The organism is Pseudorhodoferax sp. Leaf267, assembly GCF_001422405.1.
GTDB lineage: Bacteria > Pseudomonadota > Gammaproteobacteria > Burkholderiales > Burkholderiaceae_C > Pseudorhodoferax.
Window position 1 is genome coordinate 775,883 of sequence record NZ_LMMV01000012.1, and the last position, 16,553, is coordinate 792,435.

Here is a 16,553-nt window from a genome sequence, read left to right on the forward strand (position 1 = left end):
CAACCAGGCCTCACCCGGTCAGACGCAATCAGCTGCGCTTGGCCTGGCCCTTGGCGGCCACGTGGGCAGCCTTGGCGTCCTTCATGCAAACGTCCTTCGTATTGCCAGCCAGTGCATCGCACTTTTGCTTGGCCGTGTCGTAGGCCGCGTCGGCCTTGGCTTCGATCACCTCGGCGCGGTGCTTGGCGGTAGGCTTGTACTGGGCTTCCAGCTCAGCCTTGGCGACCTTTTCCGTGCCCTTGGCTTCGCTGGTGCACACGTCCTTGGCGTTGCCAGCCAAGCCGTCGCAGCGTTCCTTGGCCGCCTTGTACTCGGCTTCCACGCGGTCCTTGGCAGCGCTGTATTCCTCGCGGGTCATGGCGCTGGCCTGCGTGGCGATGCCGAACGACATTGCGATGCACATGGCCATGAGTGGCTTCTTGAATTGGGAGACTTGCATGGTGTTCCTCTCGTCTGGGTTCGTGATGCGCTTGTGGACATCGCTTATTGCGACTTCTCGAAGAAGAAGTCAGGGTTGCGGCTGTGCCACTCATCGACCTCGCGTTCGGCGGCGTCACGCGCAATGCCGTGACGTTCCTGGATGCGTCCGAGAAGCTGCTCACGGCGGCCCTCGATGATGTCCAGGTCGTCGTTGGTCAACTTGCCCCATTGCTCCTGGACCTTGCCCTTGAACTGCTTCCAGTTGCCGGCAACCTTGTCTTCGTTCATACCGATCTCCTTGTTGTTGAGCGCCCGGCATCTGGTGTGCCGAACGTGGAATGACTGTACGCGGCGGCGTGTTGCATGGGGGTAGGACGTGCCGGCCAGCGCCCGTAGGCCGGCGCCCCAGCACGCTGACGTGCAATCGCCGTGACAGCGGGCCGAGGCGCGCCAACGCCCTGCGACAATGCGCGCACACCCAACACCAGCGCCGGATCGGCGCGGAGACAAACCTCAGACCGGCCTGCACACCATGATCCTGAACAGCCTTCTCGATACCGATCTCTACAAGTTCACGATGATGCAGGTCGTGTTGCACCAGTTCCCCGGCGCGCAGGTCGAATACCGCTTCAAGTGCCGCAACGCCATCGCGCTGGCGCCCTATGTCGACGAGATCCGCGAGGAGATCCGCGGCCTGTGCAGCCTGAGCTTCCAGGACGACGAGCTGGCCTACCTGCGCTCCATGCGCTTCATCAAGAGCGATTTCGTGGACTTCCTGGGCCTGTTCCGGCTCAACGAGAAATACATCGAGGTCACGGCCTTGCCGTCCGGCGACATCGACATCACGATCCGCGGCCCCTGGCTGCACACCATCCTGTTCGAGATTCCGGTGCTGGCCATCGTCAACGAGGTCTACTTCCGCAACGTCGCGAAAGACGCCGACCTGGCCCCGGGCCGCGAGCGGCTTCAGCGCAAGATCGCCCAGCTGCACGCGCCAGGCCTGGCCGACTTGAAGATCGCCGATTACGGCACGCGCCGGCGCTTCTCCAAGGCCTGGCATGAAGAGGTGCTGCGCCGCCTGAGCGACGGCCTGGGCTGCGGCCCCAGCGGCCAGCTCGCCGGCACCAGCAACGTGCTGTACGCGATGAAGCTGGGCATGACGCCGCTGGGCACCGTCGCGCACGAATACCTGCAGGCCTGCCAGGCGCTGGGCCCGCGGCTGCGCGACAGCCAGGTCTTCGCGTTCGATTCCTGGGCCAAGGAATACCGCGGCGACCTGGGCATCGCGCTGTCCGACGTCTATGGCATGAGCGCCTTCCTGCGCGACTTCGACCTGTTCTTCTGCAAGCTGTTCGACGGTGCGCGCCACGACAGCGGCGACCCCTTCGCCTGGGGCGAACGACTGATCGAGCATTACCGCAAGAACCGCGTCGACCCGCACACCAAGACGCTGATCTTCAGCGACGGCCTGACGGTGCCGCGCACCGTCGAGCTGTACCAGCAGTTCCGCGGCCGCTGCCTGCTGGCCTTTGGCATCGGCACCAACCTCACGAACGACATGGGCGACCCGCCGGACCACGTGCCGCTGCAGATCGTCATCAAGATGGTGCGCTGCAACGGACAGCCCGTGGCCAAGCTGTCCGACACGCCTTCCAAGAACATGTGCGACGACGAGAAATACCTGGCCTATCTGCGACAGGTGTTCGAGATCGAGCAGCCGGCGGCATGAGCGTGGTGCCAGCGGCCAGCGCGCGCATGGCACGCCGTGCAGCCGTCGCCGCCGCCGGGTTCGGCGCGCCGCTGGCCGGGTTCGCAGCCGAGCTGGATGGCCGCACGCTCTCGGCCTGGTGGGCGCTGCCGTTTGCCGGCGTGCTGCTGTCGATCGCGCTGTTCCCGCTGGTCGCGATGCGCATCTGGCACCACCACTACGGCAAGATCACGGCGGCCTGGACGCTGGCCTTCTTCGTGCCGTTCACGGTGCTGCACGGCACGTCGCTGGCCGGTGCCAGCCTGGTGCATGCGCTGGTGGCCGAGTACATCCCCTTCATCGTGCTGCTGACCGCCCTGTTCACGGTGGCTGGCGGCATCTACATCCGCGGCAACCTGCATGGCAGCCCGCTGCTGAACACCGCTCTGCTGGCCATCGGTGCCGTGCTGGCCAGCTTCATGGGCACGACCGGGGCCTCCATGCTGCTGATCCGCCCGCTGGTGCGTGCCAACGACAACCGCCGTCACAGGGCGCATGTGGTCGTTTTCTTCATCTTCATCGTCTCCAACATCGGCGGCTCGTTGACGCCGCTGGGCGATCCGCCGCTGTTCCTGGGGTTCCTCAAGGGCGTGGAGTTCTTCTGGACCCTGCGCAACATCCTGCCCGAGACCGCCTTCATGCTGGCCTGCCTGCTGGCGATCTTCTTCGTGCTGGACAGCTGGTTCTACCGGCGCGAAGGCGTGCTGCCGCGCGACCCGACGCCCGACACGTCTCGCATCGGCTTCGACGGCGGGATCAACTTCGTGCTGCTGCTGCTCGTCGTGGCGCTGGTGCTCATGAGCGGCCTGTGGCGCTCGCCCGTGGTGTTCGATGTGTTCGGCACGCCGCTGCCCCTTCCTTCGCTCGCGCGCGACATCGGCCTGGTCGCGGTGACGCTGCTGTCGCTCAAGCTCACGGCCGCACAGGTGCATGCGGACAACCAGTTCTCCTGGGGCCCCATGGTGGAGGTCGCCAAGCTGTTCGCCGGCATCTTCCTGACCATCATCCCCGTGATCGCCATGCTGCGCGCCGGCGTGGACGGCCCCTTCGGCGCCGTGGTGGCGGCCGTGACCCGGCCCGACGGCCAGCCCGACCCGGCCATGTACTTCTGGGCCACGGGCCTGCTGAGCTCTTTCCTGGACAACGCGCCGACCTACCTGGTGTTCTTCAACACGGCCGGGGGCGACGCGCAGCAGCTCATGACCACGCTGGCGCCCACGCTGGCCGCGATCTCGGCCGGCGCCGTGTTCATGGGCGCCAACTCGTACATCGGCAACGCACCCAACCTCATGGTCAAGGCCATCGCCGAAGAGCGCGGTGTCGCCATGCCGAGCTTCTTCGGCTACATGGCGTGGTCGTGCGCGGTGCTGGTGCCGCTGTTCGTCGTCCTCACCTTCCTGTTCTTCGTCTGAAAGGTTTCCATGTCCAAGCCCGCCGTCCTTGTCGCCCGTGCCGTGTTCCCCGAAGTGCTGGAGCGTCTGTCGCAGCACTTCGAGGTCAGCAGCAACCAGGCCGATGACACCTGGTCGGCCGACGAGCTGGCGGCGCGGCTGGCCGGCCAGCAGGGCGTGTTCACCACCGCCAGCGAGCGCATCGACGCGGCCCTGCTGGCGCGCTGCCCGGAACTCAAGATCGCCGCCAACATGGCGGTCGGCTACAACAATTTCGACCTGGACGCCATGACCGCGCGTGGCGTGCTGGCCACCAACGCGCCCGATGTGCTGACCGAGACCACGGCCGACTTCGGCTTCGCCCTGCTGATGGCCACGGCCCGTCGCATCGCCGAGAGCGAACACTACCTGCGCGCCGGCCAGTGGACCAAGTGGAGCTACGACCTCTTCGCCGGCAGCGACATCCATGGCGCCACGCTGGGCATCCTGGGCATGGGCCGCATCGGCCAGGGCATCGCCCGGCGCGGCGCGCATGGCTTCGGCATGGACGTGATCTACCACAACCGTTCGCGCCTCACACCTGCGCTGGAAGCCGAGTGCAAGGCCCGCTACGTGAGCAAGGAGGAGCTGCTGCGCCAGGCCGACCACCTGGTGCTGGTGCTGCCGTACTCCGCCGCATCGCACCACGCCATCGGCGCGGCCGAGCTCGCACAGATGAAGCCCACGGCCACGCTGGTCAACATCGCGCGTGGCGGCATCGTGGACGACGCGGCCCTGGCTGCAGCCCTGCGCGGCAAACGCATCGCTGCAGCCGGCCTGGACGTCTTCGAGGGCGAGCCCGCCGTGCATCCCGGGCTGCTGACCGTGCCCAACGTGGTGCTGACGCCGCACATCGCCAGTGCCAGCGTGCCGACCCGCCTGGCCATGGCCAACCTCGCAGCCGACAACCTGATCGGCTACCTGACGCAGGGCAAGCCGCTGACCCCGCTGAACGACGCCGTGCTGGCCAAGGGCTGATCCGGCGGATGCCCCCATTGCCCCTGGAGACCTGGCTGCTGCTGGCCCTGGCAGCGCTGAACGTGCTCGTGCTGCTGGTGCTGGTGCTGCGCCGGCCCGACCACGGCGCCCTGGCCGAGCTCGTGCGCGACACGGCCGCGCGCGGCGAGCGCGGCCTGCGCCAGGACATCGCCGACAGCGCGCGCGCCGGCCGGCAGGAAAGCGCGCAGGCGCTGGCCGGCTTCCAGCAGACCCTGCTGGCCCAGGCCGCCGAAGCCACGCGTACGCAGAACGCGCAGATCGACGCGTTTGCACAGCAGCTGGCACTGCTGCAGAAGACGTTGGGCGACACCTTGCACCAGCAACTGCAGAGCCTGTCCGAATCCAATGCGCGGCGCCTGGCCGAGGTGCGTGCCACCCTCGAAACCCAGCTGGCCCAGCTGCAGGCCGGCAACGCCGCCAAGCTGGACGAGATGCGCCGCACCGTCGACGAGAAGCTGCAGGCCACGCTGGAGACGCGGCTGGGCGAGAGCTTCCGCCAGGTCGCCGAGCGGCTGGAGCAGGTCTACAAGGGCCTGGGCGAGATGCAGACGCTGGCGCAGGGCGTGGGCGATCTCAAGCACTTGTTGACCAACGTGAAGACGCGCGGCATGTTCGGCGAGGCCCAGCTCGCGGCCCTGCTGGAGCAGGTGTTCTCGCCCGAGCAGTTCGCCGCCCAGGTCATGACGCGGCCAGACTCGCGCAATGCCGTGGACTTCGCGATCCGCCTGCCCGGCCGCGGCGAGGACGGCACGCAGGTCTGGCTGCCGATCGATGCCAAGTTCCCGAACGAAGACTACGAGCGCCTGCTCGACGCGCAGCAACGCGCCGACGCGCCGGCCGCGGAGCTGGCGGCGCGCGCGCTTGAGGCGCGTATCCGGCTGGAGGCGCGCGGCATCGCCGACAAGTATGTCGAGCCGCCGTACACCACCGATTTCGCGATCCTGTTCCTGCCCACCGAGGGCCTGTACGCGGAGGTGCTGCGCCGCCCCGGCCTGCTGGAGGCGCTGCAGCGCGAGCACCGCATCACGATCGCCGGCCCCACCACCTTGCTGGCCATGCTGAACGCACTGCAGATGGGCTTTCGCACGCTGGCGCTGGAAAAGCGCAGCAGCGAGGTCTGGCAGGTGCTGGGCGCGGTGAAGACCGAGTTCCTCAAGTTCGGCGGCGTGCTGGCCGACGTGAAGCGCCAGACCCAGACCGTGCTGAACACACTGGACAAGGCGCAGACCCGCAGCAACGTGCTGCAGCGCCGGCTGCGCACGGTCGAGGCCCTGCCGGACACGCCCGGCGTGGCCTTGCCGCAGCCGCCCAGCGCGGCCCTGGACGAGCCCGAGCACGAGGATGGACCAGACGCCTGATCCCGCAGCCCAGGCGCCCGTGCCGGCCATGGGGGGCAGGGGTTTGCTGCGCCTGATCGCCGCGCAGGTCTGCCTGTACGCCACCATGGCCGGCATGCGCCTGGCGACGCCGCTGCTGGCCCTGCAGCAGGGCTACAGCCCGGCGGCGGTCGGTGTGCTGATCGCGCTGTTCGCGTTGACCCAGGTGTTCCTCGCGCTGCCCGCGGGCCGCTACGCCGACCGCCATGGGCTCAGGCGGCCCATGGCCTGGGCGGTGCTGGCGGCGTCGTCGGGCACGGCCCTGGCGCTGTTGGTGCCCACGTTTGCGGCCCTGTGCGTGGCGGCGCTGATGACCGGCGGGGCGACGGGTGCCACCGTGATCGCGCTGCAGCGCCACGTGGGCCGCGCGGCCACCGACACCAGCCAGCTCAAGCGCATGTTCAGCTGGCTGGCGATCGCGCCGGCTGCGGCCAACTTCCTCGGTCCGTTCGCCGCCGGCCTGCTGATCGACCACGCCGGGCGCGCGCCAGCCGACATGCTGGCGTTCCGCGTCTGCTTCGGCGTGCTGGCCCTGCTGCCGCTGGTGTGCTGGCTGCTCGTGCGGCGCGCGCCGGAGCAGCCGACCGTGCTGCCCACGCCCGGCGCGGCGCCCACGCGGGCCTGGGACCTCCTGCGCGAGCCCATGTTCCGCCGCCTGCTGTTCGTGAACTGGCTGCAGTCGTCGAGCTGGGACGTGCATGCCTTCGTGCTGCCGGTGCTGGGCCACGAGCGGGGCATGAGCGCGGCCGTGATCGGCAGCCTGCTGGGTGCCTTCGCCATCGCGGCGGCCGTGGTGCGCATGCTGCTGCCACTGGTTGCCGCGCGGACCACCGAGCGCGGTGTGATCCAGGCTTCGACCGTGGTCACGGCCAGCGTGTTCTGCATCTACCCGCTGCTGCACTCGCCCTGGCTCATGGGCGCATGCTCGGTGGTGCTGGGCTTCGCGCTGGGCTCGGTGCAGCCCATGATCATGAGCATGCTGCACCAGCTGACGCCCGCGCATCGCCATGGCGAGGCGCTGGGCCTGCGCCTCATGACGATCAACGCGTCCAGCGTGGCCATGCCCATGCTGTTCGGCTCGCTCGGTGCCGTGGTCGGCATCGGCGGCGTGTTCTGGGTCGTCGGCGCGGTCGTCGCGGCGGGCTCGCGCGCGGTGCGCGGGCTGGCGCTGCCCGCGCGCTGATCAGAGCTGGTAGAAGGCCTGGATCGCCGCCCAGGCGTCCTCGGGCGTGTCCACGTAGCTGAACAGCGCCATGTCGTGCGGCGAGATCGCACCTTCCTCGATCAGCACGTCGAAGTTCAGCAGCCGCTTCCAGTAGTCCGAGCCGAACAGCACGATGGGCACGGCCTTGGCCTTGCCGGTCTGCACCAGGGTCATGACCTCGAACAGCTCGTCCAGCGTGCCGAAGCCGCCGGGGAAGGCCACCAGCGCCTTCGCACGCATCATGAAATGCATCTTGCGCAGGGCGAAGTAGTGGAACTTGAAGCTCAGGCTGGGCGTGATGAAACGGTTGCCACTTTGCTCGTGCGGCAGGGCGATGTTCAGGCCCACGTTCAGTGCGCCTTCCTCGTGCGCGCCGCGGTTGGCCGCTTCCATGATGCCGGGGCCGCCGCCCGTGCAGATGTACAGGCGCTCGGCCTCCGTGCGCGCTGCGCTGTAGCGTGCGACCAGGGTCGCGAAGCGGCGCGCCCCGTCGTAATAGACGGCGTTGCGCGTGCGCCGCTCGGCGATGCGCAGGGCGGCTTCGTCTCCACTATCGCGCGCTGCCTTGAGTTCCAACTCGGCCTGCTCGGGCGCAGGGAAGCGCGCGCTGCCGAACACGACGATGGTGTTGTGGATGCCCAGGGCCTGCTGCTCCAGGTCGGGCTTGAGCATTTCGAGCTGGAAGCGGATGCCGCGCGTCTCGCGGCGTAGCAGGAATTCGGGGTCGGCGAATGCCAGCCGGTAAGCATCGGCCTGCAGCGGCTCGCCCTTGTCGGCATAGGCCTGCAGTTGCGCCCAGGCGTCGGCAACGTTCACGTTGAGCTTGTCGAGGGTGTCGGTGTTTTCCATGTTGCGCTGATTGTGGCGGGAAATTGTGGCCGGCCGGCCTGCGCCGTCCTGGGCGCTTGCCCTTGTCCTACGTGTGCTTCGGTCGGTGCCGACACCCCGGCGGTGCGCTGCGACGCATAGTTCATCCAGGCCCCGGCACGAGTGTTTGGTGGCCAGCACACAGTCCATTTCTGATGAAAGGAAGCAACATGAACAAGAGCCAAATTTCTGGCCGTGTCGAGGAAGCCAAGGGCAAGGTCAAGGAAGTCGCTGGCAAGGCGGTGGGCAACGCCAGCCTGGAGGCCGAAGGCACGATGCAGAAGCACACGGGCAAGGCCGAAAAGAACTTTGGCGACGCACGTGAGCATGCCAAGGACAAAGCCAAAGACGCCATTGACAAGCTTTGAGGAGATGAACATGAACACGATGCAACAACACCCCCGACAGCCCTTGCTGCGCACCGTTGGCCTGGTCTCTGCCCTGGCGCTTACTCTGGGCTTGGCCGCTTGTAACCGCCAGACCGACACGACCGTGGGCCAGAAGATGGATTCCGCCATGGCCAAGACGGAGCAGGCTGCTGCCGACACCAAGCAGGCCGCCGGCAACATGGTCGACAAGGTGGAAGCCAAGCTCGATGACGCCGGCATCACCGCTGCCGTCAACACCGAGCTGGCCAAGGACCCGGACCTGAGCGCTATGAAGATCAACGTGGACACCAAGTCCAGCGTGGTCACGCTGACCGGCCCCGCGCCGAGCGCGGACGCGAAGAACCGGGCTACGACCATCGCCCAGGGCGTCAAGGGTGTGGCCGGCGTGAACAACAACCTGGAAGTGCGGGCCAGCTGAGCCATCGCTTGAGCGCAACATGTTGCGCTCCAGGCATGCCGCCCGATGAGGCGGCATTTTTTCGCCTGCACGCATTAGAGTCGGCGCATGCGCATCCTGCTGGCGTCCGACCTGCACTACAAGCTGCGCCAGTACGACTGGCTGATGGGCGCAGCGCCGCATTTCGATGCGGTGGTGGTCGCTGGCGATCATGTGGACGACATCAGTGGCTTGCCGGTCGATGTGCAGATCGCCGCACTGTCGGCGAGCCTGGCGGCCCTGGCGCGCCAGGCGCCGTTGCTGGTGTGCTCGGGCAACCACGACCTGAATGCGCGCAACGCAGCCGGCGAGAAGACGGCCGATTGGCTGGCAGGTCTGCGTGCGGACGGCCTTGCGGTGGACGGCGACACCGTGCAGGTCGGTGACACGCTGTTCACGGTGTGCCCCTGGTGGGACGGGCCACACGCGCAACGCGAGGTCGAGCGCCTGCTGGATGATGCGGCCGCGCGGCGTGCCACCGTGCCGGGCGGGCGCTGGGTGTGGGTCTACCACGCGCCGCCCGAAGGCCTGCTGAGCTGGACCGGCAAGCGCCACTACGGCGATGCGACGCTGGCCGCGCTCGTCGCACGCCACGGCCCCACCGCCGTGTTATGCGGCCACATCCACGAGGCGCCGTTTCGCGCCGGCGGTTCCTGGGTCGAGCGCGTGGGCACCACCTGGCTATTCAATGCGGGCCGCCAGATCGGGGATGTGCCGGCACGCGTCGAGATCGATTTCTTGCAGCAGACCGCGACCTGGATCTCGCTGGCCGGCGTCGAGCAGCGCAGCCTGGCGCCCGCAGCTCAGTAGTCGGGCACGTCCGCGCGTTCCGAGCCCGGTGGCAGGCCTCGGCCTGGCTGCATCTCCATCAGCCGCGCCAGGACTTGGTCCATCAATGCCAGGTGCGTGTTGGTGTCAGCGTACTGCTGGCGAATGTCGACCAGATACGCGGTCACGGCCTGCAGGCGCCGCGCCAGCAGCTGGGCGATCAGCAATGTGAGGGCCGGGTCGCGTTGCACGGCGGCCTCGGCCTGCTCGATGACGTGCACGCTGCTGTCCTCAGTGGCCACCACGCTGGCGCTGGGCCCCGAGCCCAGCACGGCGGAGATCTCGCCCAGGAACGCGCCAGGCTCGCCGATGCGCACGACGCGCACGCCGTGGCGCACCACGGCGAAGCTGCCGGTGCGCAGCACGTAGAGCCGGTCCGTGCGCACCCCTTCTTCGAGCAGCGTCTGCCCGTTGGCAACCTGCTGGACAGGCAGGCCATGGCACAGTTCCAGGGCGCTGGTCATGCGGGCTCTTGCGTGGCGGTGTCCACGCCAGTCGAGTAGGCAGGTGCAGCGGCCACTTGGACGGGCTGGGCCTCGCCATCGTTTGCGGGCGCAGGATCGGCCTTGGCGCGTGCCGCATGCGCAGCGATCATTTCGTGCACGAAGCGCAGCTTGTGCAGCGCGCGCTCGCTCAGCGCGAACGGGTAGGCATCCTCTTGGCCCAGGCTCCGGTTCAGGCTGTTGAGCAGCAGGGTCACGGGCACCCATTGCGCGATCCACTCGTCAAAGCTGCTGTGCTTGTCGCCGAACGGGTCGGCCGGGCGGCTGGGCTGGGCGCCGTCGGCACTCGGCAGCACGATGCGCGTGCGATAGGAGGCTGCCGTCTCCAGCAGATCCACCATGTGTAGGTAGTGCGCCCAGGTCTCCGCCCAGTCCTCCCAGGGATGTGCAGCGGCGTAGGCGCTCACGAAGTTCGGCTTCCAGTCGGCCCGCTGGTCGCCGGCCGCGTAATGGGCCTGCAGCGACTGCATGTAATCCACGGTCTCGTCGCCGAACAGCTGGCGGAAGGCCGCCAAGCGCTGCGGCTCGTCGCGGACCAGATGGTCCCAGTAATAGTGGCCCGACTCATGGCGCAGATGGCCCAGCAGCGTGCGGTAGGGCTCGAACAGCTGCACGCGCCGCCGCATGCGCTCATCGTCGTCGGCCTCCGCCACGTTGAGCGTGATGATGCCGTTCGCATGCCCGGTCATGACCGGCGGCTCGCCGGGCAAGTCTGCCAAAAACTGGTAAACAGGCCCCTCGCTGCCATGCGCATCGGCCAGGCCCAGGCGCAACAACGTGTAGAGCAGGCGGCGCTTGGCGGTCTCGATGCGGATCCAGCGCGGCCGGTTCGCGGCGATCGACAGGTCGGGCAGGATGCTGGTCTGCCGGCAGGAAATGCACAGCGGGTTGGGGTCGTCGGCCGACACGGTGAAATTGCAGGCTTGGTGCAGCGCGTGCGTCTGGCACATGCGGTAGCGCTGGGCTTGCCCATCAGTTGGCGTGCCCCGTGCCTGCCACAGCGCAGGAGGCGGATCACCCGAGCCGCCGCCCTCCGCCAGCGCCTGTGCCTCGCCCGGTGGTACGGGCTCGATGGCCGTCACCGCCACGCGTTCGGGCACGAAAGCCAATGAGCTGCCGCAGTGCAGGCACTGCACGTTCTCGAAGAAGACCGGATGGCCGCATTGGTCGCAACTGAAGATCTGCATGGTGCATCGCCCACAACAACAACGCAAAAAGGCAGGCCCGCACCTTGGTGCGAGGCCTGCCTCATGGAGTGGCCACGAGGGCCGCGGCCTTAGCGGACAGCCAGCGTGTTGCGCACGTCGCGCACGCCCTTGACGGTCTTGGCGATGGCCTCTGCCTTGCTGCGTTCGGCGGTGGACTTGGCAAAGCCGGAGAGGTTCACGGTGCCATTCAACGTCTGCACGTTGATGGCGCCAGCGTCCACCGTCTTGTCTTCCACGAACTTGGCCTTCACGGCCGTGGTGATGGCGGCGTCGTCGACATAGGCGCCGACGCTTTGCTGGTCACGCGCGACGGCGCAACCGGTGATGACGGCCACGTTCAAGGCGGCAGCGAGGGCGAATGCAATGGGGCGGATGTAGCGCATGGGGAGGGCTCCTGAGGTATTGGATTGTTGTAGTGCGGTGTATTGGAGAGACCGCCGGGTTGCACGAGGCCCGTCGATCTCCTTGGCATGGGCGAGCGACTTACTGGTGCAACCAGTCCTTCAGCTCGTCCGCATGCTCTTCCTCCTCCGCGAGGATGGATTCGAGGATGCGTCGTGTCGTCGTGTCCTTGTCGCCGATGAGCTGGATCATCTGGTGATAGGCCTCGACGGCGATGCGTTCGGCCACCAGGTTGGAGCGCACCATGGCCTGGATGTCCTTGGATTCGTCGTACTGTGCATGGCTGCGTGCCAACAGCGAGTCGGGCGCGAAATTGGGCTCTCCACCCAATTGCACGATGCGCTCGGCCAGTTTGTCGGCATGCGCCGCTTCCTGGTTCGCGTGGACCAGGAACTCTTCCTTGATCTGCGACGCGCTGATGCCGTCCGCCGTGAAATGGTGGCGCTTGTAGCGCAGTACGCAGACCAGTTCGGTGGCCAGCGCGTCGTTGAGCAGCTTCACGATGGCGTCGCGGTGCGGGCCATAGCTGGGCGTCACGGCGCCGTCTTCGAGACTGCGGCCGGCAGCGTCGATGCGCTGCTGGTCCAGTTCCAGAGTGTCCGAAGGGGGGGTCTTGTTCATTTGTTGGGTCTTCATGTGGGTGGTGGAGCGATCAGGCTTCGGGCGGCAAGGCAGCTGTCGTCTCAGGCACGCCCTGCCGGCCCATGAAGTAGCGTGCTGTCGACTTGATATCCGACGTCTTCACCAGGGCCAGTGCGACGCCGGTGAGCGACAGCACACGCCAGGATTTGAGCAGCGTGAGCGCCGCACCGGTGCCCGCGGCGAGGCCGACGAGTTGCAGGGGGCGGTGCTGCGCATAGTCCTCTAGCAGCGGTTGCGCCAGGTCCACCGCCTTGTGCACGGGGTGCGCATGCCACCAGGCGCGCGCCGCGCGACGTGCCGAACTGAAGATGCCAGCATCAGGGCTTGGCGGTGCGGCGAAGAACTCTTCTTCCTCGGTCTGGATGCTCCCGCCGCGCTTGCGGGCCAACTCCCCGGCGATCGCGCGACGCGTGCTTTCCAGACGCTCCTTGGCTGACAGGTTGGACATGTCAACGTGCATGGCGTTCTCCAGCTGCGCGCAGCAGGCCGATGTCCGCAGCCATCTGGCGGCGCAGCTCGGCAAAACGCTGCCCAGGTGGTGGCCGGCGCGTACCGAACATGGTGATCAAGGCCAGCAGCAGCGTGCCGCCCGGGACGGCGGCCAGCGCCCAGTGGAATTGGCCGTGCACGGCGCCGAGCATGAGCGCAACACCTGCAAACACGACGAACAACAAGGCCAGCACACCAGTGAGAGCCAGGCCGATGGCCCGCACCTTGAGGTCATTGCCGCTGGAGGCGGCTTCCTCTGCCGCGAGCGCGGCGTAGGCAGACAAATGGTCCGCCACGAGATCGGGCCGGCTGATGACGGTCGAATAGATCGGATGCAGCATGGGCGGTCCTGAACGGCTTCGCCTGCGCTCAATACTGGTCGCGTTCGCGGCGCTTGCGTGCCGACAGCAGCAATGCCGCGATCACGGCACCGGCGGCGGCGGCGATCAATACGGCCTTGACCGGTTGGTCGGCGACGTAGCGTTCGGTGACGGCAGCGTAGCGATTCAAGGACTGCTGCGCGCGCGCGCTGGTGTCAGCCGCGATGTCGATGCCGCGCCGGGCCAGGCGCTGTGCGCTGGAGGCGAATTCCTCTATGGCCGGGTCGACCATGCCGCGCACGTGGCGCAGCTTGCTGTCGGCCTGGTTGAGTGCATGGTTGGCATAGTCGCGCGTCGTCTCCACGGCCTCGTGCGCCGATTGCATGACCTTGTCCGACAGCTGGCGGCTCGCGTCGCTGGCTTCGCGGGCAAGCTTGCTCGTGTTCAGGGGGGCGTTCATGGTGTGGCCTTTCTTGGTGCTGGGAATGATGGGGAAGACATCTGCGCTGGCGCCATCAGGCACCGTCGATGCGCAACTAGTTTTTTCGTACCAGGCTCATCACGAACCCGACGATGGCCATGATGGCGAAGATGAAAAACAGAATCTTGGCGATCTCCACGGCGCCAGCGGCGATGCCGCCGAAGCCGAACACCGCGGCGATCAGCGCGATGACGAGAAAGACGACCGAGTAGTGCAACATGACAAGCTCCTTGTGGCGTGGCCCTGTGGGAGGGTGGACCATCGAATTGGTCTGCACGTAGCTTACGGAGAGTGGTGTCGCAAGCCGATCGGCTTGCGGCGGGTCGCACCGTCAGCAGCAGTGCGCTCGGTGCGTAGGAGGCTGCCGACCTCTGCCGCACATGCGGTCGATTACGGCGTGGGATGCGGCACCGGGGGAACTGCCGGCAGCATGGCCGAGATGCGTGCGCCCTCGTTGGGCGCGGACGTGATCGTGAGCCGCCCCCCCGCCGCCTCGACCCGGTGGCGCATGCCGGCCAGGCCATGGCTGGCGCCGGCAATGTGCTGCGTGTCGAAGCCCTTGCCGTCGTCCTGCACCTCGACCGTCACGTGGCTGCCGTAGTTCTGCAGGCTGACGTTGACCTGGGTCGCATGGGCGTACTTGCCGATGTTCGTCAGCGACTCCTGCACCAGCCGGTAGACCGTGAGCTGCGAGGCTTCGTCCAGCTCCACGGGCTCCAGGCTGGTGGCCAGGGCCAGGCCCGAGCGCTCGCCGAACTCGCGCGCCAGGATCTCCAGCGACGTGACCAGCCCCAGGTTGGTCAGCGAAGAGGGCCGCAGGTCTTCGATGATGCGGCGCTTGAGCGCGATGCCGCTGTTCAGTGTGTCGGTCAGGTGCTGGATGCGTTGCTGCGCATCGGGTGCGTCTGCGCCCAGGCGCGACTTCAGACGCGCTACGTCGAGTTTGGCGGCCGTCAGCAGCGCGCCCAGCTCGTCGTGCAGCTCGCGGGCCAGATGGCCGCGCTCCTGCTCGCGCACCTGTTGCAAGTGCGTGGCCAGTTCAGCCAGGCTCGCGGTGCGTTCCTTGACCTGGCGACCGAGCAGGTCGCGCTCACGTTGCAGGTCTTCCTGCACACGCTGGTCCACCACCTGCAGCGCGGTGGTCTGGCGCAAATACATATAGAAGGCCAGCAGGCCCACGAGCGCGACGATGGCGATGCCGATGCGCGAGAGCACCAATGCGCGCGTGATCTGCGCCTCACCCGCAGCCTGGCGCTGGACGGTGGTCTCCAACAGCAGTTGGGACTGCACGCGGATCGCCTCCATGTGCTCCTTACCGACGTCGGTGGTCAGCACGAATTTCCACGCGTCTTCGTTGCCCTGCTTGCGCAGGCGCACGCTCACGTCCATCTCGGCCAGCTTGCGCTGCACATTGCGCGACAGCTCGGCGAAGACCTTCAGTTCCTCGGGCTGCGTGAGGTAGAGCGTGCGCAGCAGGTCCAGGTTCTGATTGATGACGGCGGTGGCGTTCTGGTAGGGCTCCAGGTAGCTGACCTCGCCGGTCAGCAGGTAGCCACGCTGGCCGGTCTCCGCGTCGAGCATGTGCTGGAGCAGGCGGTTGACGGCGCCGCGGGTCTCCTGCACCTGGGCCATGCTGTTCAGCGCGGCGACCGAGCGGTTGTAGCCCGTCTCGTTGATCGCGATCAGGATGCTCGCTGCCAACAAGGCCAGCGGCAGGCTGATCGCCATCTTGGGGATCGACCACCAGCGGGGACGTGCGAGACGCGGCACGCGAAAAGCGGTGTTCAGCTGTTGGACGCGTGTTCGACGCAGAAGTCGATCAGGGCATCGATTTCATTGGACTTGTCGAATACCGCGTCTACGCCGAGTTGCGCGCAGCGTTTGCGAATGTCAGGCGTTGCGTAGTTGCTGAGGACAACGACCTTCTGGCGCGGTGCGCGGCTCTTGCAGGCATGCAGGATGCCCAGGCCACTGCCTTGCTTGAGGAACAGATCGATGATGGCCAGATCCCAGTGTTCGGCGTTTTCGGTCAACCACACCTTGCCCTCGTTCTCCGTCTCGGCACTGCCGACCGGGTCGATGCTTGCCAATTCCTCAAGCGTCGCAATGAGGTTCTCGCGAATGGTGGGGTTGTCTTCGACGATGTAGGTTCTCAGCGCCACAGCATTTCATTTTCTGGCATACGCCGCCGGGAGCTTGGCGCGGACTTGCGCCGGGCCGTTGACTCTCGGAAGACCGTCAAGAACTATAAGCATTTCCCTCGGGCGATTGTGCCAGCGGGGTAGGTTCGTCAACGTAGGAGTACGCCTACATCCATAGCTGGGTGTTGCATACAACGACCTTGCAGCGTGTGAAGTGCAAGCCTTGGCAACCACGCAGGCCTGCTGCCTCAGACCCGGCCGATGATCGATGCCGTGGCCATCAGTTCCTCCAGCAACGCCATCGATACCTGACCCGACACCGCATAGGGGTCGAGCTCGGCCTTCTCGGAGTACTTCAGCAAGATGGAGTGGTTGAGCTTGTTCAGGTTGACCTGCCCCATGGTCCAGCCGCCGAAGCGGCGCTCGCTGATCTCCTCGAAATGCAGCAAGGCGACGTCCTTGTGGCGCGGGTCCTTCTGGATGTGGCCGAACAGGTCGCTCACCGCCATGCGCCCTCCCTCGATGGCCTGCAGAAAGATGCCGCCGCCATAACAAAGAATGCCGGTGATGCCACAGCCCGGGTTGTGGCCGCGGGCCTGCGTGAGGATGTTCTCGATGGCGCCCGTGCCGGTGTCGACGGCACGGCTGGCGTAGAGCAGGCGAACGAGCAT

At 67.0% G+C, this 16,553-nt stretch carries 21 protein-coding genes and 1 pseudogene; 8 read left to right on the top strand and 14 right to left on the bottom strand.

The annotated features are described in order from the left end of the window. Positions 1–37 precede the first annotated feature (37 nt). Positions 38–409 (bottom strand): annotated as a pseudogene (locus tag ASF43_RS15450) (hypothetical protein); the annotation flags it as partial. Positions 410–483: 74 nt separating this feature from the next. Continuing rightward, positions 484–708: a CsbD family protein gene (locus tag ASF43_RS15455; RefSeq protein ID WP_056182712.1), complete on the bottom strand. Its 225-nt coding sequence runs from the start codon at positions 706–708 to the stop codon at positions 484–486. A 244-nt stretch (positions 709–952) separates the two neighbouring features. Between ASF43_RS15455 and pncB the strand changes: the two genes are divergently transcribed. The 5 genes from pncB to ASF43_RS15480 are packed head-to-tail and all read left to right on the top strand — an operon-like array spanning position 953 to position 7,155. Beyond that, positions 953–2,149, top strand: a complete 1,197-nt coding sequence (gene pncB, locus ASF43_RS15460; protein ID WP_056182715.1) for a nicotinate phosphoribosyltransferase — start codon at positions 953–955, stop codon at positions 2,147–2,149. A gap of 26 nt (positions 2,150–2,175) precedes the next feature. Further along, positions 2,176–3,579: a sodium:proton antiporter gene (locus tag ASF43_RS15465; RefSeq protein WP_056183456.1), complete on the top strand. Its 1,404-nt coding sequence runs from the start codon at positions 2,176–2,178 to the stop codon at positions 3,577–3,579. Positions 3,580–3,588: 9 nt separating this feature from the next. Next, positions 3,589–4,575 carry a D-glycerate dehydrogenase gene (locus ASF43_RS15470; protein ID WP_056182716.1) on the top strand — a complete coding sequence of 329 codons (987 nt, stop codon included), beginning with the start codon at positions 3,589–3,591 and terminating at the stop codon, positions 4,573–4,575. Between the two features lie 8 nt (positions 4,576–4,583). Continuing rightward, positions 4,584–5,954 carry a DNA recombination protein RmuC gene (gene rmuC, locus ASF43_RS15475; RefSeq protein ID WP_056182719.1) on the top strand — a complete coding sequence of 457 codons (1,371 nt, stop codon included), beginning with the start codon at positions 4,584–4,586 and terminating at the stop codon, positions 5,952–5,954. Between the two features lie 28 nt (positions 5,955–5,982). After that, a complete protein-coding gene (locus ASF43_RS15480; RefSeq protein ID WP_056183459.1) occupies positions 5,983–7,155 on the top strand; it encodes an MFS transporter in 1,173 nt (390 codons plus the stop codon). On the opposite strand, the gene ASF43_RS15485 is transcribed toward ASF43_RS15480, so the two are convergent. Continuing rightward, positions 7,156–8,025 (bottom strand): TIGR00730 family Rossman fold protein, encoded by an 870-nt coding sequence (locus ASF43_RS15485; protein ID WP_056182721.1) that lies wholly within the window; start codon positions 8,023–8,025, stop codon positions 7,156–7,158. 188 nt (positions 8,026–8,213) lie between these two features. Here ASF43_RS15485 and ASF43_RS15490 point away from each other — a divergent pair, with 188 nt between their 5' ends. The 3 genes from ASF43_RS15490 to ASF43_RS15500 all read left to right on the top strand — a co-directional run bounded on the left by ASF43_RS15490 (position 8,214) and on the right by ASF43_RS15500 (position 9,678). After that, the gene (locus ASF43_RS15490; RefSeq protein WP_056182725.1) at positions 8,214–8,411 is read left to right on the top strand and encodes a CsbD family protein; all 198 of its coding nucleotides are present in this window, start codon (positions 8,214–8,216) and stop codon (positions 8,409–8,411) included. Between the two features lie 10 nt (positions 8,412–8,421). Beyond that, the gene (locus ASF43_RS15495; RefSeq protein ID WP_082497913.1) at positions 8,422–8,850 is read left to right on the top strand and encodes a BON domain-containing protein; all 429 of its coding nucleotides are present in this window, start codon (positions 8,422–8,424) and stop codon (positions 8,848–8,850) included. Positions 8,851–8,937: 87 nt separating this feature from the next. Continuing rightward, positions 8,938–9,678: a metallophosphoesterase gene (locus tag ASF43_RS15500; RefSeq protein ID WP_056182728.1), complete on the top strand. Its 741-nt coding sequence runs from the start codon at positions 8,938–8,940 to the stop codon at positions 9,676–9,678. Here ASF43_RS15500 and ASF43_RS15505 read toward each other — a convergent pair. From ASF43_RS15505 to ASF43_RS15550, 11 genes are all read right to left on the bottom strand, one after another. Beyond that, positions 9,672–10,160 carry a Crp/Fnr family transcriptional regulator gene (locus ASF43_RS15505; protein ID WP_056182731.1) on the bottom strand — a complete coding sequence of 163 codons (489 nt, stop codon included), beginning with the start codon at positions 10,158–10,160 and terminating at the stop codon, positions 9,672–9,674. The genes ASF43_RS15500 and ASF43_RS15505 overlap by 7 nt on opposite strands. Further along, a complete protein-coding gene (locus tag ASF43_RS15510; protein ID WP_082497876.1) occupies positions 10,157–11,386 on the bottom strand; it encodes a putative zinc-binding metallopeptidase in 1,230 nt (409 codons plus the stop codon). Before ASF43_RS15510 ends, ASF43_RS15505 begins: the two co-directional genes overlap by 4 nt. Positions 11,387–11,475: 89 nt before the next feature. Then, positions 11,476–11,790, bottom strand: a complete 315-nt coding sequence (locus tag ASF43_RS15515) for a BON domain-containing protein (protein WP_056182734.1) — start codon at positions 11,788–11,790, stop codon at positions 11,476–11,478. A 100-nt stretch (positions 11,791–11,890) separates the two neighbouring features. Beyond that, positions 11,891–12,430, bottom strand: coding sequence for a bacterioferritin (locus ASF43_RS15520; protein WP_156373327.1), 540 nt, complete (start codon positions 12,428–12,430; stop codon positions 11,891–11,893). Positions 12,431–12,461: 31 nt separating this feature from the next. Continuing rightward, on the bottom strand, positions 12,462–12,911 hold the full coding sequence (locus tag ASF43_RS15525; protein WP_156373328.1) for a hypothetical protein: 450 nt from the start codon (positions 12,909–12,911) through the stop codon (positions 12,462–12,464). Then, positions 12,901–13,281, bottom strand: coding sequence for a hypothetical protein (locus ASF43_RS15530; protein WP_056182743.1), 381 nt, complete (start codon positions 13,279–13,281; stop codon positions 12,901–12,903). Before ASF43_RS15530 ends, ASF43_RS15525 begins: the two co-directional genes overlap by 11 nt. Before the next feature lie 28 nt (positions 13,282–13,309). Then, positions 13,310–13,720: a hypothetical protein gene (locus ASF43_RS15535; protein WP_056183463.1), complete on the bottom strand. Its 411-nt coding sequence runs from the start codon at positions 13,718–13,720 to the stop codon at positions 13,310–13,312. A gap of 76 nt (positions 13,721–13,796) precedes the next feature. Then, positions 13,797–13,961: a DUF1328 domain-containing protein gene (locus tag ASF43_RS29870; protein WP_082497877.1), complete on the bottom strand. Its 165-nt coding sequence runs from the start codon at positions 13,959–13,961 to the stop codon at positions 13,797–13,799. Positions 13,962–14,131: 170 nt separating this feature from the next. Continuing rightward, complete coding sequence (locus tag ASF43_RS15540; protein ID WP_056182746.1) at positions 14,132–15,469, bottom strand: CHASE3 domain-containing protein; 1,338 nt, start codon at positions 15,467–15,469, stop codon at positions 14,132–14,134. Between the two features lie 56 nt (positions 15,470–15,525). Further along, on the bottom strand, positions 15,526–15,903 hold the full coding sequence (locus ASF43_RS15545) for a response regulator (RefSeq protein WP_056182750.1): 378 nt from the start codon (positions 15,901–15,903) through the stop codon (positions 15,526–15,528). A 227-nt stretch (positions 15,904–16,130) separates the two neighbouring features. Then, the gene (locus ASF43_RS15550; protein ID WP_056182758.1) at positions 16,131–16,553 is read right to left on the bottom strand and encodes a BLUF domain-containing protein; all 423 of its coding nucleotides are present in this window, start codon (positions 16,551–16,553) and stop codon (positions 16,131–16,133) included.